Source organism: Peristeroidobacter agariperforans, assembly GCF_004138335.1.
In the GTDB taxonomy this organism is placed as follows: Bacteria; Pseudomonadota; Gammaproteobacteria; order Steroidobacterales; family Steroidobacteraceae; genus Steroidobacter; species Steroidobacter agariperforans.
Genome location: NZ_RYFW01000002.1, coordinates 454415 through 468358, shown reverse-complemented (window position 1 = coordinate 468358; position 13944 = coordinate 454415). Strand labels below are relative to the sequence as shown.

General features: G+C 62.7%; 26 protein-coding genes and 1 pseudogene. All 27 read right to left on the bottom strand.

Annotated features, from left to right (window positions below; translation table 11 throughout):
- Nucleotides 1-149: 149 nt before the first annotated feature.
- Nucleotides 150-542 (bottom strand): annotated as a pseudogene (gene rplQ / locus EK373_RS33760) (50S ribosomal protein L17); the annotation flags it as partial.
- Nucleotides 543-603: 61 nt separating this feature from the next.
- Nucleotides 604-1608, bottom strand: a complete 1005-nt coding sequence (locus EK373_RS15995) for a DNA-directed RNA polymerase subunit alpha (RefSeq protein ID WP_116808871.1) — start codon at nt 1606-1608, stop codon at nt 604-606.
- A gap of 103 nt (nt 1609-1711) precedes the next feature.
- Nucleotides 1712-2335, bottom strand: coding sequence for a 30S ribosomal protein S4 (rpsD, locus tag EK373_RS15990; RefSeq protein WP_129644643.1), 624 nt, complete (start codon nt 2333-2335; stop codon nt 1712-1714).
- 20 nt (nt 2336-2355) lie between these two features.
- A complete protein-coding gene (rpsK, locus tag EK373_RS15985; RefSeq protein WP_129644641.1) occupies nt 2356-2769 on the bottom strand; it encodes a 30S ribosomal protein S11 in 414 nt (137 codons plus the stop codon).
- A 20-nt stretch (nt 2770-2789) separates the two neighbouring features.
- Nucleotides 2790-3170: a 30S ribosomal protein S13 gene (gene rpsM / locus EK373_RS15980; RefSeq protein WP_129644640.1), complete on the bottom strand. Its 381-nt coding sequence runs from the start codon at nt 3168-3170 to the stop codon at nt 2790-2792.
- Between the two features lie 90 nt (nt 3171-3260).
- Complete coding sequence (gene rpmJ / locus EK373_RS15975; RefSeq protein ID WP_116808875.1) at nt 3261-3374, bottom strand: 50S ribosomal protein L36; 114 nt, start codon at nt 3372-3374, stop codon at nt 3261-3263.
- A 45-nt stretch (nt 3375-3419) separates the two neighbouring features.
- The gene (gene secY, locus EK373_RS15970) at nt 3420-4718 is read right to left on the bottom strand and encodes a preprotein translocase subunit SecY (protein ID WP_129645872.1); all 1299 of its coding nucleotides are present in this window, start codon (nt 4716-4718) and stop codon (nt 3420-3422) included.
- 98 nt (nt 4719-4816) lie between these two features.
- Nucleotides 4817-5266 (bottom strand): 50S ribosomal protein L15, encoded by a 450-nt coding sequence (gene rplO, locus EK373_RS15965; protein ID WP_129644638.1) that lies wholly within the window; start codon nt 5264-5266, stop codon nt 4817-4819.
- A gap of 3 nt (nt 5267-5269) precedes the next feature.
- Complete coding sequence (gene rpmD, locus EK373_RS15960; RefSeq protein WP_129644636.1) at nt 5270-5464, bottom strand: 50S ribosomal protein L30; 195 nt, start codon at nt 5462-5464, stop codon at nt 5270-5272.
- Nucleotides 5465-5504: 40 nt separating this feature from the next.
- Entirely contained in the window at nt 5505-6014 is a 510-nt protein-coding gene (gene rpsE / locus EK373_RS15955; protein ID WP_129644634.1) for a 30S ribosomal protein S5, read from the bottom strand.
- 12 nt (nt 6015-6026) lie between these two features.
- Nucleotides 6027-6377 carry a 50S ribosomal protein L18 gene (gene rplR, locus EK373_RS15950; protein WP_129644632.1) on the bottom strand — a complete coding sequence of 117 codons (351 nt, stop codon included), beginning with the start codon at nt 6375-6377 and terminating at the stop codon, nt 6027-6029.
- Nucleotides 6378-6445: 68 nt separating this feature from the next.
- Complete coding sequence (gene rplF, locus EK373_RS15945; protein WP_129644630.1) at nt 6446-6982, bottom strand: 50S ribosomal protein L6; 537 nt, start codon at nt 6980-6982, stop codon at nt 6446-6448.
- A gap of 15 nt (nt 6983-6997) precedes the next feature.
- The gene (gene rpsH, locus EK373_RS15940; RefSeq protein WP_129644628.1) at nt 6998-7393 is read right to left on the bottom strand and encodes a 30S ribosomal protein S8; all 396 of its coding nucleotides are present in this window, start codon (nt 7391-7393) and stop codon (nt 6998-7000) included.
- A gap of 27 nt (nt 7394-7420) precedes the next feature.
- The gene (gene rpsN, locus EK373_RS15935) at nt 7421-7726 is read right to left on the bottom strand and encodes a 30S ribosomal protein S14 (protein WP_116808881.1); all 306 of its coding nucleotides are present in this window, start codon (nt 7724-7726) and stop codon (nt 7421-7423) included.
- 16 nt (nt 7727-7742) lie between these two features.
- Complete coding sequence (gene rplE / locus EK373_RS15930) at nt 7743-8288, bottom strand: 50S ribosomal protein L5 (RefSeq protein ID WP_129644626.1); 546 nt, start codon at nt 8286-8288, stop codon at nt 7743-7745.
- 32 nt (nt 8289-8320) lie between these two features.
- Nucleotides 8321-8635 carry a 50S ribosomal protein L24 gene (gene rplX / locus EK373_RS15925; protein ID WP_129644624.1) on the bottom strand — a complete coding sequence of 105 codons (315 nt, stop codon included), beginning with the start codon at nt 8633-8635 and terminating at the stop codon, nt 8321-8323.
- A 10-nt stretch (nt 8636-8645) separates the two neighbouring features.
- The gene (gene rplN / locus EK373_RS15920) at nt 8646-9014 is read right to left on the bottom strand and encodes a 50S ribosomal protein L14 (protein ID WP_129644622.1); all 369 of its coding nucleotides are present in this window, start codon (nt 9012-9014) and stop codon (nt 8646-8648) included.
- Complete coding sequence (gene rpsQ / locus EK373_RS15915) at nt 9011-9307, bottom strand: 30S ribosomal protein S17 (protein ID WP_129644620.1); 297 nt, start codon at nt 9305-9307, stop codon at nt 9011-9013. The genes rplN and rpsQ overlap by 4 nt, the downstream gene beginning before the upstream one ends.
- A 2-nt stretch (nt 9308-9309) precedes the next feature.
- A complete protein-coding gene (gene rpmC, locus EK373_RS15910; protein WP_129644618.1) occupies nt 9310-9516 on the bottom strand; it encodes a 50S ribosomal protein L29 in 207 nt (68 codons plus the stop codon).
- Nucleotides 9517-9531: 15 nt separating this feature from the next.
- A complete protein-coding gene (gene rplP / locus EK373_RS15905) occupies nt 9532-9945 on the bottom strand; it encodes a 50S ribosomal protein L16 (RefSeq protein ID WP_129644616.1) in 414 nt (137 codons plus the stop codon).
- Nucleotides 9946-9956: 11 nt separating this feature from the next.
- Nucleotides 9957-10655 (bottom strand): 30S ribosomal protein S3, encoded by a 699-nt coding sequence (gene rpsC / locus EK373_RS15900; RefSeq protein WP_129644614.1) that lies wholly within the window; start codon nt 10653-10655, stop codon nt 9957-9959.
- 5 nt (nt 10656-10660) lie between these two features.
- A complete protein-coding gene (gene rplV / locus EK373_RS15895) occupies nt 10661-11002 on the bottom strand; it encodes a 50S ribosomal protein L22 (protein ID WP_129644612.1) in 342 nt (113 codons plus the stop codon).
- Nucleotides 11003-11007: 5 nt separating this feature from the next.
- Complete coding sequence (gene rpsS, locus EK373_RS15890) at nt 11008-11286, bottom strand: 30S ribosomal protein S19 (RefSeq protein ID WP_129644610.1); 279 nt, start codon at nt 11284-11286, stop codon at nt 11008-11010.
- Between the two features lie 18 nt (nt 11287-11304).
- On the bottom strand, nt 11305-12129 hold the full coding sequence (rplB, locus tag EK373_RS15885; protein WP_129644608.1) for a 50S ribosomal protein L2: 825 nt from the start codon (nt 12127-12129) through the stop codon (nt 11305-11307).
- A gap of 31 nt (nt 12130-12160) precedes the next feature.
- Nucleotides 12161-12460 carry a 50S ribosomal protein L23 gene (rplW, locus tag EK373_RS15880; RefSeq protein WP_129644606.1) on the bottom strand — a complete coding sequence of 100 codons (300 nt, stop codon included), beginning with the start codon at nt 12458-12460 and terminating at the stop codon, nt 12161-12163.
- The gene (gene rplD, locus EK373_RS15875) at nt 12457-13074 is read right to left on the bottom strand and encodes a 50S ribosomal protein L4 (protein ID WP_129644604.1); all 618 of its coding nucleotides are present in this window, start codon (nt 13072-13074) and stop codon (nt 12457-12459) included. The genes rplW and rplD overlap by 4 nt, the downstream gene beginning before the upstream one ends.
- Nucleotides 13075-13086: 12 nt before the next feature.
- Entirely contained in the window at nt 13087-13779 is a 693-nt protein-coding gene (gene rplC, locus EK373_RS15870) for a 50S ribosomal protein L3 (protein WP_129644602.1), read from the bottom strand.
- Nucleotides 13780-13944 lie beyond the last annotated feature (165 nt).

Below are 13944 nucleotides of genomic sequence, written 5' to 3'. Positions count from 1 at the left end.
ACCTTCTTGGCCTTGGCAGCAGCCTTAGTCTCCGCCTTGGCCTTCTTCTCGGCCTTCTCGGCGTCGGACTTCACGGACTTCTTGCTGACGCGCTTGGAAGCGGCCTTCTTCTTCGAAGCAGCCTTCTTCTTCGGCGCGGCCTCTTCGCCCTCGGTGGACGGAGCGGCTTCGGCATCGGCCAGTTCCGGCTGATCCAACAGCTGCATCAGCGCCATTTCCGCGGCATCGCCCGGACGCGGGTTCATGCGCAGGATGCGGGTGTAACCGCCCGGACGCGCTTGGAAACGGGGGCCGAGCGTCTCGAACAGCTTCACGACGACTTCGGCATCGCGCAGCAGGGAGAACGCACGACGGCGGTTGGCATCGCTGTCGTCCTTGCCGAGCGTGATCAACGGCTCGACCACACGACGCAATTCCTTGGCCTTCGGCACGGTGGTGCGGATGGTCTCATGACGCAGCAGCGAGGCTGCCATGTTACGCAGCATCGCCTGGCGATGCGGGGCATTGCGGCTAAGCTGCCGGCCAGAAAGTTGGTGACGCATTGTTCTTCAGTCCTTACGCAATCCGGGGTCTCTTCACGAGACCCCGGGTATTCATCTCTACTTAGATCACGTCGCGATCGTCGTCGCGCTTCAAGCTGACCGGCGGCCAGTTGTCCAGGCGCATGCCGAGCGACAGGCCATGGCTCTCCAGCACTTCCTTGATCTCGGTGAGCGACTTCTTGCCGAGGTTCGGCGTACGCAGCAGCTCCACTTCGGTCCGCTGCACCAGGTCGCCGATGTAATGGATGTTCTCGGCCTTCAAGCAGTTCGCGCTGCGAACCGTGAGCTCGAGCTCGTCCACCGGGCGCAACAGGATCGGATCGAACTGCTGTTCGGCCGCCTTCGAAGCACCCTCGTCCTGGCCCTGCAGATCGACGAACACCGACAGCTGGTCCTTCAGGATCGAGCCGGCGCGGCGAATCGCCTCTTCCGCGTCGATCGTGCCGTTGGTTTCGATGTCCAGGATCAGCTTGTCCAGGTTCGTGCGCTGCTCGACGCGCGCGCTCTCTACGGTGTAGGTCACGCGGCGGATCGGGCTGAACGACGCATCAAGCTGCAGACGGCCGATCGGGCCGCTGGACTCTTCAAACGTGGCGCGCTGGATCGCCGGACGGTAGCCACGGCCGCGCTCCACCTTGAGCGTCATATTCAGTTCACCGGCTTTGGTCAGATTCGCGATCACCAGGTCGGTGTTCAGCACTTCCACGTCGTGGTCGAGCTGGATGTCGCCCGCGGTCACGGGGCCCGGGCCCTTCTTGTGGAGGCGCAGCTCGGTCTCTTCCCGCGCATTGAGGCGGATCGCGACCTGCTTCAGATTCAACAGAATGTCGACAACGTCTTCCTGCACGCCTTCGATGCTGGTGTACTCATGCAGCACACCGTCGATCTCCGCTTCGGTGATCGCGCAGCCCGGCATGGAAGACAACAGCACGCGGCGCAGGGCGTTGCCCAGCGTGTGTCCGAAGCCGCGCTCAAACGGCTCGATCACGACCTTTGCCTGCTTGGCGGTCGTGGGAGTCACTTTGACGACGCGAGGCTTCAGGAATTCGCCAACGGATGCCTGCATGGACCATTCACCTGTTTAGGTAAGTGTTGGGGACAGATCGAAAACTGTCCCCTATAGATCAAGGCGTTGAGGACGGATTTCAAATCCGTCCGCAAACACTTCATTACTTCGAATACAACTCGACCACGAGGTTCTCGTTGATCTCGGGCAGAATCTCTTCGCGGTCGGGCAGCTGCTTGAACGTGCCGGTAAATTTCTTCTCGTCGACCTCAACCCACGCCGGGAAACCGACCTGGGACTTGATCTGCAACGCCGTCTGGATGCGCAACTGCTTCTGCGCCTTCTCGCGCACGGCAACCACATCGCCGGCGCTGACCTGGTACGAAGGGATGTTGACCACTTCGCCATTCACCGAGATCGACTTGTGGCTGACCAGCTGGCGAGCTTCGCTGCGCGTGGCGGCGAAACCCATGCGATAGACCACGTTATCGAGGCGGCCTTCCAGCAGCTGCAACAGGGTTGAGCCCGTCGCGCCCGGACGGCCAGTGGCCTTGATGTAGTAATTGCGGAACTGTCTTTCAAGGACGCCGTACATGCGGCGCAGCTTCTGCTTCTCGCGCAGCTGCAGGCCGTAGTCGGACAGACGACCACGACGCTCACCCTTGATGCCGCCCGGCGGCACTTCCAGCTTGCACTTCGATTCCAGCGACTTGACGCCGCTCTTCAAGAACAAGTCCGTGCCTTCGCGGCGGGACAGCTTGCACTTCGGACCAAGATAACGAGCCATGCGACTTCCTTAGCGACGCGTTAGACGCGGCGCTTTTTGGGCGGACGGCAGCCGTTGTGCGGGATCGGCGTGACGTCGGAAATGTTGGTGATCTTCAGGCCGCAGGCGTTGAGCGCACGGACGGCGGACTCGCGACCCGGGCCGGGGCCCTTGACGCGCACTTCCACCATCTTCACGCCGTGTTCCTGCGCGGCGGTACCGGCCTTCTCGGCGGCAACCTGCGCGGCGAACGGCGTGCTCTTACGAGAGCCGCGGAAACCGCAACCACCGCTCGTCGCCCACGACAGGGTGTTGCCCTGGCGATCGGTGATCGTGACGATGGTGTTGTTGAACGACGCGTGCACGTGGGCAATCGCATCGGTCACGTGTTTCTTGACCTTCTTGCGAGCGCCACCTTTGGCGCCGCCGGCCTGGCCCTGTTTCTGCTCAGCCATAAATCCTCGTAACTAAACCGTTATGCCTTGCCGGCCGGGGTGTTCATCTTCACCGCCGCCTTACGCGGACCCTTACGGGTGCGGGCGTTGGTGCGCGTACGCTGGCCGCGCAGCGGCAGGCCGCGACGGTGACGGATGCCGCGGTAGCAACCGAGGTCCATCAGACGCTTGATGTTCATGGACACTTCGCGGCGCAGGTCGCCTTCGACCGTCAGCTTGCTGATTGCCGAGCGCAGCGCAGCGACTTCCGCGTCGGTGAGGTTCTTCACCAGCGTGTTCTGCTTGACGCCCGCAGTCTCACAGGCCTTCTGAGCCTGAGTGCGGCCGACGCCGTAGATATGTGTGAGGCCAACCCACACATGCTTGTTCATCGGAATGTTGACGCCGGCAATGCGAGCCATCTGCGGACTACTCCCCGCGACGAAAAGCGCGGAACTGTAAACTAAAAAACCCTGTAACTCAATGCTTTAAAGACTGCCAACCGAGGCTTATCAGCCCTGGCGCTGCTTATGACGCGCGTCGGAGCAGATTACGTACACCACGCGGCGGCGGCGCACGACCTTGCAGTTCTTGCAGATCTTCTTGACTGATGCACGGACCTTCATGACTCACTCCCGCGGACCGCCTGGCCGTCCGCCATCAAATAGCGACTAATTCTGCTGACCCGGACGGCCATAACCGCGCAGGTTGGCCTTCTTCATCAGGCCTTCGTACTGGTGCGACATCAGGTGTGCCGCGACCTGCGCCTGGAAGTCCATGATCACCACCACCATGATCAGCAGCGAGGTGCCACCGAAGTAGAACGGCACGCTGAAGCGCGAGATCAGGAACTCCGGCAGCAAGCAGACGATGGTCACGTACAGCGCGCCCCACACCGTCAGCCGCGTCAGCACCTTGTCGATGTACTCGCCGGTCTGCTGACCCGGGCGGATGCCCGGGATAAAGGCGCCCGACTTCTTCAGGTTCTCCGCGGTCTCGCGCGAGTTGAACACCAGCGCGGTGTAGAAGAAGCAGAAGAAAATGATCAGACCGCCGTACAGGATCATGTGTGCCGGCTGACCCGGGGTCAGCGCCGTGGACACGTTCTGCAGCCACGCGAAATTGCCCGAGGTGCCGCCCCAGCTGGCGATCGTCGCCGGGAACAGCAGCAAGCTGGACGCGAAGATCGGCGGAATCACGCCCGACATGTTCAGCTTGAACGGCAGGTGCGTGCTCTGGCCGGCATACAGCCGACGGCCCTGCTGGCGCTTCGCATAATTCACCTGGATGCGACGTTGGCCGCGCTCCACGAACACCACGAACGCCGTCACCGCGATCACCATGATGAACAGCACCAGCGCCACGGCCGGGTTGATTTCACCGGTGCGCACCAGCTCTAGCGTTCCGCCGATGGCCGAGGGCAAGCCCGCGACGATACCGGCCAGAATGATCATCGAAATGCCGTTGCCCAAGCCGCGCTCGGTGATCTGCTCACCCAGCCACATCAGGAACATCGTGCCGGCGATCAACGTCATGGTCGCGACGAACACGAACTGCGGACCCGGCGCCACGACCACGCCCTGGTTCTGGAACGCAATCGCCGCCGATGCGCCCTGCACCGCCGCCAGCGCGACCGTGCCGTAGCGGGTGTACTGAGTCAGCTTGCGACGGCCCGACTCGCCTTCCTTCTTGATCGCGGCCAGCGACGGCACGACCACCGCCATCATCTGAATGATGATGGACGCGGAGATGTACGGCATGACGCCCAGCGCGAAGATCGACAACCGCTCCAGCGCGCCGCCGGAGAACATGTTGAAGATGTCCAGGATGGTGCCCTGCTGCTCCTGGAAGAAGCGCGCGAGCGCCACCGGGTCGATGCCCGGTGCCGGAATGAACGTACCGGTGCGATACACGATCAACGCACCCAGCAAGAAGAACAACCGCTGTCGCAGCTCTGCGAAGCGGGTCATCTCGCCGAAGGCGGACAGAGACGCAGCGGTGGCGGGTTTGGTGGCCACGGAGTCCTTGTCGTTCAGTGAATCGTTACTGTCGAACCGTCAGAGGCTGCTTACTTGGCAGCCTCGACCGCTTCGATCTTGCCGCCGGCCGCCTCGATCGCAGCCTTGGCGCCCTTCGTCAGGTGCACGCCCTTGACGGTCACCGCGCGGCTGATGCCACCCGACAACACGATGCGTGCGCGCTCGGAGAACGCCGGCACCAGGTTGCTGGCACGCAGGACGTCCAGGTCAATGACGTCGCCTTTGACCTTTGCAAGCTCCGACAGGCGCACTTCGGCCACCAGCGGGGCGATCTTGGAGCGGAAGCCGAACTTCGGCAGCCGGCGCTGGATGGGCATCTGGCCGCCTTCGAAGCCGACCTTGTGGTAGCCGCCCTTACGTGCGCGCTTACCCTTGACGCCGCGACCGCAGGTCTTGCCCTGGCCGGCGGAAGCGCCGCGACCGACGCGCAGCCGCGTCTTCTTGCTGCCCGGGGCAGGAGACATTTCATTGAGGCGCATGATTTAGCCCTTCAACTCTTCAATTTTCAGCAGGTGGCGCGAGGCGCTCAGCATGCCGCGAATTTCCGGCGTATCCGCCACGGTCACGGTGTCACGAATCCGGCGCAGGCCCAGGCCGCGCACGGTGGCGCGATGAGCCTTGAGCTGGCCGAAGACGCTCTTCACGAGCGTGACTTTGTAGCCCTTGTTGCTTGCCATGACGACTTCCTAATTAGATCCGCGTCGGTAATCGCTCGGCTTACTGGCCGAGGATTTCCCCGACGCTCTTGCCACGCTTCGCCGCGATGTCATCGGGCGACTGCGCGCTGTTCAACGCATTCATCGTGGCGCGCACGATGTTGATCGGGTTACGCGAGCCGTAGCTCTTGGCGAGCACGTTGCGCACACCGGCACACTCGAACACGGCGCGCATACCGCCGCCCGCGATCAAGCCAGTACCGTCGGCGGCCGGCTGCATGTGCACGCGAGTCGCGCCGTGACGGCCCGACACCGCGTAGTGCAGCGTCGCGTTCTTCAGCGACACCGTCGACAGGTTCTTGCGAGCCGCCTGCATCGCCTTCTGGATCGCGACCGGCACTTCACGCGCCTTGCCGTAACCGAAGCCGACCTTGCCGCGTCCGTCGCCCACCACGGTGAGCGCGGTGAAGCCGAACTGGCGGCCGCCCTTCACGACTTTGGCGACGCGATTCACCGCAACGAGCTTCTCGATGTACTCGTCGCCCGCCTGGTTCTTTTCAACTCTGGCCATGTGGTGTCTCTCTTAGAATTCCAGACCGTTCTCACGCGCGGCATCGGCCAGCGCCTTGATACGACCGTGGAACTTGAAGCCGGAACGATCGAAGGCCACCTTGGTGATGCCCTTCGCCTTGGCGCGCTCGGCGATCGCCTTGCCGACGGCGGCAGCAGCGGTCGCATTGCCAGTGCCCTTCAAGCCTGCGGCTACGTCCTTCTGCAAGGTCGACGCAACCGCCAGCACCTTCGACTCGGTGTCGAAGATCTGGGCGTAAATGTGCTGTGACGTGCGATGCACCGACAGCCGCAGAACTTTCAGTTCGCGGATCTTGGCGCGCGAGCGAATCGCGCGGCGCAGTCGTTGAGCATTTTTGTTCATAACTAATCTCTCGAGAAATGCCCGGTACCTTCCGGCTCACATCGATTGATGTGGGCCTAGGCCCGATATCACTTCTTCTTGGCTTCCTTCAGTTCGATCTTCTCGCCGGCATAGCGCACGCCCTTGCCCTTGTACGGCTCGGGCGGACGGAACGCGCGGATGTCGGCGCAGACCTGGCCGAGCTTCTGCACGTCCGAGCCCTTCACCAGAATTTCGGTCTGGCTCGGTGTTTCGATCGTGATGCCCTCGGGCGCCGTGTAGACGACCGGGTGCGAGAAACCCAGCGTGAGGTTCAGGTTCTTGCCCTGCGCAGCGGCGCGGTAACCGACGCCGACGAGCTCGAGCTTGCGCTCGTAGCCCTTGCTCACACCCTGCACGATGTTGGCGAGGTGCGCGCGCGTGGAGCCCGCGACCATGTCGGCTTCGCGACCGTCGTTGGCCTTCTCCACCTTCAGCGCAGCGGCATCCTGCACCACTTTCACGAGCCTGCTGTTGAGCGCGAGGCTCAGCGTGCCCTTGGCGCCCTTGACGCTGATGCTGTCGGCGCTGATGGTGGCGGTCACGCCCTGCGGCAGTGGGACCGGCTGTTTAGCTACTCGAGACATTGCTGTGCGTCCCTATTAGGAAACGACGCAGATGACTTCGCCGCCGTGCCCGGAGGCACGTGCCTGACGATCCGTCATCACGCCCTGCGACGTGGAAACGATGGCGATACCCAGTCCGCCCAGCACGGAAGGCAACTCGTCCTTCCCCTTGTAGACGCGCAGGCCGGGACGGCTGATGCGCTCCAGGCGGTCGATGACCGGGCGGCCCTGGAAATACTTCAACTGCACAGCCAGGGTCGGCTTGCCCTCGACGTCAGTCGCGGTGAAATCTTCGATATAGCCTTCGTCCTTCAGCACCTTGGCAATCGCCACCTTCACCTTGGAGGTGGGGGCGTTGATTTCGGTTTTGCCAGAAGACTGCCCGTTACGAATACGGGTCAGGAAGTCGGCGATCGGATCCGTCATGCTCATTTATGCGTGCTCCAGAGGTACCAGCTGTTACCAGCTGGCCTTGCCGAGGCCCGGAATTTCGCCGCGCATGGTCGCTTCGCGCAGCTTGGTGCGGCCCAATCCGAACTTGCGGTAGAAACCGCGCGGACGGCCGGTGATTGCGCAGCGATTACGCAGGCGGCTCTTGCTCGAGTCGCGGGGCAGAGCCTGCAACTGAGCGACAGCAGCTTCGCGTTCCGCCGGCGTGGAAGTCGGCTTGCGAATGATCTCTTTCAGCTTCGCGCGCTTGGCGGCGTAGCGCTTTACCAGCTTCGCACGCTTGTCTTCGCGATTGACCATCGATGTCTTGGCCATAACCTAGCTCCCGCCGTTACTTGCGGAACGGAAAATTGAACGCTTCCAACAACGCGCGGCCGGACTTGTCGTCCTTGGCGGTCGTGGTGATCGTGATGTCCATGCCGCGGATCGCATCGATCTGGTCGTATGCGATTTCCGGGAAGATGATCTGTTCCTTGACGCCAAAGTTGTAATTGCCCTGGCCGTCGAAGGAGCGAGCACTCACGCCGCGGAAGTCGCGGATACGAGGCATCGCGATGCTCACCAGACGATCGAGGAACTCATACATGCGCGCGCCGCGCAGCGTCACCTTGGCGCCGATCGCCAGGCCGTCGCGGACCTTGAAGGTCGCAACCGACTTGCGCGCGCGCGTGACCAGCGGCTTCTGACCGGTGATCTTGGTGAGATCGCCGACCGCGTTGTCCATGATCTTCTTGTCCGCCACGGCTTCGCCGACGCCCATGTTGACCGTGATCTTGGTGATCTTCGGCACTTCCATGACGTTCGCGAGCTGCAAGGTGTCCTTGAGCTGCGCGACGATCGTGTCGCGGTAATACTGTTCGAGTCTTGCCTTAGCCATCTTCGTTTACCTAGTAGGACCCGCTCCAACGCTTACGCGTCGACGGTTTCCTTGTTGGACTTGAAGAAGCGCACTTTCTTGCCGTCGGCGAGCGTGCGGATGCCCACGCGGTCGCCCTTCTTCGTCACGGGATTCCACAACGCGACGTTCGACAGATCGATCGAGCTTTCTTTCTCGACGATGCCGCCCTGCACGTTGCGCTGGGGGTTCGGCTTGGTGTGCCGCTTGACCATGTTGATGCCCTCGACGACCACGCGGCCCTCGAGAACCTTGGTCACCGTGCCACGGCGGCCCTTATCGCGGCCGGTGGTCACGACGACTTCGTCACCCTTACGAATCTTGTTCATGACCCAACTCTCAAAGAACTTCGGGAGCCAGCGAAATGATCTTCATGAACTGCGCGGTGCGCAGCTCGCGAGTCACGGGTCCGAAGATACGGGTGCCCACCGGCTCCAGCTTGTTGGTCAGCAACACCGCAGCGTTGCCGTCGAAGCGGATCAGCGAGCCGTCGGCGCGACGCACACCGAACTTGGTGCGCACGACCACGGCGTCATAGACCTCGCCCTTCTTCACTTTGCCGCGCGGGATGGCCTCACGGATGCTGACCTTGATGACATCGCCGACCGTCGCGTAACGACGCTTCGAGCCACCGAGCACCTTGATGCACATCAGGCTGCGGGCGCCGCTGTTATCGGCGGCATTCAACAACGTGCGCATCTGGATCATGGCGCGGCCTCCACGGCTTCAACCTGCACGGCGCGCTGGACGATCTTCACCAGACGCCAGGACTTGTGACGCGACAACGGGCGGCACTCTTCGATCGCCACGGTGTCGCCTTCACGGCTTTCGTTGTTCTCGTCATGAGCGAGGAACTGGGTCGAGCGGCGCTGATACTTGCCGTACACCGGGTGCGGCACATAGCGCTCGACAGCGACCGTGATGGTCTTCTGCATCTTGTTGCTGACGACCTTGCCGGTCAGCTGACGTGCAGCCTTCTTGTCAGTCTTCTCGGTGCTCATGATTACTTACTACCTTTCGCGCGGCGCTGTTCAGCGGCCACGGTCTTCAAGCGCGCGATGTCACGACGAACGCGAGTGAAATCGTGCGGCTTCGCGGCCTGGCCGGTGGCGCGGGCCATGCGGAGATTGAACTGTTCGCGACGCAGCTCCAGCAGCTCTTTCTGCAGGTCGGCGGCGGACTTGGCTCGCAATTCTTTGGCGGTGCTCATATCTGGTGACTCGGATCAGCGCACGTTGCGGGTCACGAACTGCGTGTCGACCGACAGCTTGGAAGCCGCCAGGCGGAACGCTTCGCGCGCGATGGTCTCGGACACGCCTTCCATCTCGAACAGCACCTTGCCCGGCTTGATCTTGGCGACGTAGTACTCGACGTTGCCCTTACCGGAGCCCATTCGGACTTCGAGCGGCTTCTTGGTGATCGGCAGGTCCGGGAACACGCGGATCCACACCTGACCGCCACGCTTCACGTAACGGGTCATGGCGCGACGCGCAGCTTCCAGCTCGCGCGCTGTCATGCGCGCACGGCTGGTGGCCTTCAGACCGTAGTCGCCGAAGGCGACGTAGTTACCGCTCTGCGCGAGGCCGGCGTTGCGGCCCTTGAACGCCTTGCGGAACTTGGTGCGTTTGGGTTGCATCATGATGGATTACCTCAGGCAGTCGCTTCGGCGGCAGCCTGTTGGCCTTCAGCCGCTTCAGCCGGCTGTTCCTGCGTGTTGAACACTTCGCCCTTGAAGATCCACACCTTGACGCCGATGACGCCGTAGTTGGTGCGGGCTTCAGCCAGGCCGTAATCGATGTCGGCGCGCAGCGTGTGCAGCGGAATGCGGCCTTCGCGGTACTGTTCGGTGCGTGCGATTTCGGCGCCGTTCAAGCGGCCGGCGACGCGCACCTTGATGCCCAGAGCGCCAATGCGCATGGTGTTGGTAACGGCGCGCTTCATGGCGCGACGGAACATCACACGACGCTCCAGCTGCTGTGCAATGCCTTCGGCAACCAGCATAGCGTCGAGCTCAGGCTTGCGGATCTCGGCGATGTTGATGCGCACGTCGCCCGTGGGCATCTTCATCATCTTCGAGACCTGGCCGCGCAGCTTCTCGATGTCCTCGCCCTTCTTACCGATCACGATGCCGGGGCGCGCCGTGTGAATCGTAATGTTCACCTTGCGCGCGGCACGCTCGATCTGAATGCGGCTCACCGACGCTTCGGACAGTTTCTTCTTCAGCAGCTCGCGCACCTGGAAGTCGGTGTACACGTGCGACGGAAAATTCTTGGTCGACGCATACCACTTCGAGGTCCACTCACGGGTGATGCCGAGGCGGAAGCCGACCGGATTGACTTTTTGACCCATGATTCTTACTCGCTCTTGCCGTCGCCGACCGTCACGATGATGTGACTGTTGCGCTTCCAGATCCGATTGCCGCGGCCCTTGGCGCGCGCATGGAAACGCTTCAGCACCGGGGCGGTATCGATAGTGACGGTCTGCACCTTCAGCTCATCCACATCCGCGCTCAGATTGTTCTCGGCGTTCGCAACGGCCGATTCCAGCACCTTCAGCACCAGCCGCGCGCCCTTCTTCGGCGTGTACTTCAGCGTGTTCAACGCCAGGCCGACGGGCTTGCCACGGACCATGTCCGCGATCAGGCGGCATTTCTGCGGAGAAATGCGCGCGTACTTCAGTTTGGCAGCGACTTGCATTGCGATTACTCCGCCGAGCTCTTCTTGTCGCCCGAGTGACCTTTGAAGGTACGCGTCGGCGCAAACTCACCCAGCTTGTGGCCGACCATGTTCTCGGACACGAGCACGGGAATGTGCTGGCGACCGTTGTGCACGGCGACCGTCAGGCCGACGAAATCCGGCAGGATCATCGAACGGCGCGACCAGGTCTTGATCGGACGACGATCGTTCTTTTCGGCGGCGACACGCACCTTCTTGGCGAGGTGCAGGTCGACGAACGGACCTTTCTTTACGGAACGAGGCACGTTGCTATCCTCTTAAGCTCAATTACGGCGGCGGATGATCATGCCCGCCGTGCGCTTGTTACGACGCGTCTTCTTGCCCTTGGTGTTCCAACCCCACGGGCTCACCGGATGCGGATTACCCTGGCCGGACTTACCTTCACCACCACCGTGCGGGTGATCGACCGGGTTCATGACAACACCGCGCACCGTCGGACGGACGCCGCGCCAACGGATGGCGCCGGCCTTGCCGTATTTGCGCAGGTTGTGTTCGCCGTTAGAAACCTCACCAACGGTCGCGCGGCAGTCGACGTGCACCTTGCGCATCTCGGTGGAGCGCAGGCGGATCGTCGCGTACATGCCTTCGCGAGCGGCCAGCTGGGCCGAGCCGCCGGCGCTGCGTGCGAGCTGCGCGCCCTTGCCAGGCTTCAGCTCGATGCAATGAATCGTGGTGCCGATCGGAATGTGGCGCAGCTGCATCGCGTTGCCAGCCTTGATCGGGGCTTCGGCGCCCGACATCACGGCGTCGCCAGGAGCCACGTCCTTCGGCGCGATGATGTAGCGGCGCTCGCCATCCTTGTACAGCACGAGCGCCAGATGCGCGGTGCGGTTCGGATCGTATTCGAGGCGCTCGACTTTGCCGGCAATGCCGTCTTTGTCGCGCAGGAAGTCGATGACGCGGTACTTCTGCTTATGACCGCCGCCCTGGTGGCGCACGGTCTGACGGCCGAAGTGGTTGCGCGCGCCGGTCGAGTTCTTGTGCTGAACCAGCGAAGTCTCGGGGCCACCCTTGTGGAGGTGATCGCGCGAGATCTTGACCTGGAAGCGGCGGCCCGGCGAGGTCGGTTTGGACTTGATCAATGCCATGACTGATTTCCTGATGCTGTCCGGCGGAGCCTTAGGCTTCCGTTCCGGTCAGGTCGATGCTCTGACCCGGGGCCAGGCGCACATAAGCCTTCTTGTAGTCCTGCCGGCGGCCGAGCCGCTGGCCGAAGCGCTTCTGCTTGCCGCCGACGTTCACCACGTTCACGTCCGCCACTTTGACTTCGAACATCAGTTCGACCGCGGCCTTGATGTCACCGCTGGTGGCATCGCGACGCACGCGGAACACGAATTGGTTAGCCGTCTCGGCGATACGCGCGCTCTTCTCGGACACATGCGGTCCGAGCAGCACGTTCATCAGTTTTTCCTGACTCATGCGAGCCTCTCTTCGAGCAGGCGAACGGCACCGACCGTCGCAAGCACTTGGTCATGACGAGCGAGGCTCAACGGATCGAGCGCGCTCACCGGCAACACGTCGACATACGGCAGGTTGCGCGAGGCCAGCTCCAACTTCTCGTCGAAGGCCTCGACCAGCACCAGCACGTTGTCGCCCTGGTTCAGATCTTTGAGCTTCTGCACCAGCAGCTTGGTCTTCGGGGCTTCGAGCTCGATGCCGTTGACCACCTGCAGGCGATCGGTGCGGGCCAGCTGCGACAACATCGCCTGCAGCGCCGCGCGATACATCTTGCGGTTTACTTTCTGCGAGAAGTCACGCGGCTTGGCCGCGAACGCACGACCGCCACCGACCCAGATCGGGCTGCGGATGGAGCCGGCGCGCGCCTGACCGGTGCCCTTCTGGCGCCACGGCTTGATGCCGCCGCCACGCACTTCGGCCTTGGTCTTCTGTGCTTTGGTGCCCGCACGACCCGCCGCCATGTAAGCGACGATGATCTGGTGCACCAGGGATTCGTTGTACTCGCGGGCGAACGTCGCGTCGGAGACCTGGACGTCCTGAGCCTGCGCGCCTTTGCTGATGAGTTTGAGGTTCATGGGCGACTACTCTTACTTCTTCGCCGGGGCAACGCGCTTGCGGCGCAGCTGCGCAGCAGCCTTCACCGACGGGCGCACGATCACCTGGCTACCCGGAGCACCCGGAACGGCGCCGCGGATCAGGATCAAGTTGCGCTCGGCATCGATGCGCACGACGCTGAGATTTTCGATGGTGCGACGGACCTGGCCCATGTGGCCGGACATGCGCTTGCCCTTGAACACGCGGCCCGGGGTCTGGCGCTGACCGATGGAACCCGGCGAGCGGTGCGACACGGAGACACCGTGCGTTGCCGGCAGACCGCCGAAGTTGTGGCGCTTCATGGTGCCGGCGAAGCCCTTACCGATCGTGGTGCCGGTGACATCGACGACCTGGCCCACTTCGAACGCGTCGACCTTGAGCTCGAAGCCCGCGGCCACATCCTTCATGTCTTCGCCGTTCAGACGAAACTCGACCAGCTGTTTGCCGGGAGCGACCTTGACTTTGGCGTAGTGGCCCGTGAGGGGCTTGTTGGTATGGGACGCCTTGCGATCGCCAACGGCGACCTGCACAGCGCGATAGCCATCGGCCTCGAGCGTACGAACCTGCGTAACGCGGTTCGGCACGGCTTCGATGACGGTCACCGGCACGGTCTCGCCCGCTTCAGTGAAGACGCGCGTCATACCCGCCTTACGACCGACCAGACCTGGGGTCTTGGCAGCGCTCATCGTGATTCCTCGTTAATTACGGCGACACCGCCCGTCCCGGCTCATGACCGGTACGGTGCGACACCGCGCTGATCCAACGCCCGCGACTACGATTGGCCGCGAACGGTAAAACTTTTCAAATGCAGTGAAATCGGCGACAGGAATTCGAGAGGAACGACCAGCTGG